The 306-nt window shown below is 45.8% G+C and carries 1 protein-coding gene; it reads right to left on the minus strand.

Going from position 1 to position 306, the window contains the following annotated elements; genetic code table 11:
• Positions 1–306 (minus strand): hypothetical protein (locus C6N31_RS42780; RefSeq protein ID WP_198359700.1); only part of this gene is annotated, 306 nt, incomplete at both ends.

A 306-nucleotide genomic window follows, 5' to 3' on the forward strand; every position in this document is an offset into this window, starting at 1 on the left:
GAGAAGGGTAAACTGTGAAACCAAGCTTAGATTTCTTGCCGTAATCCACAGACAGACGCTCCAACAAAAGGGAGCCAAGGCCAGAACCGGTGCCCCCACCAACAGCATTGAAAACTAAAAATCCTTGAAGACCAGTACAATTGTCAGCAAGCTTGCGAATACGATCCAAGCAAAGATCAACGATTTCCTTGCCGATTGTATAATGCCCACGAGCGAAGTTGTTAGCCGCGTCTTCTTTGCCACTTATGAGTTGTTCTGGATGGAAAAGCTGACGATAAGTTCCCGTTCTTACTTCATCTATCACAG

Source organism: Streptomyces fildesensis, from assembly GCF_016107395.1.
GTDB classification, from domain to species: domain Bacteria; phylum Actinomycetota; class Actinomycetes; order Streptomycetales; family Streptomycetaceae; genus Actinacidiphila; species Actinacidiphila fildesensis.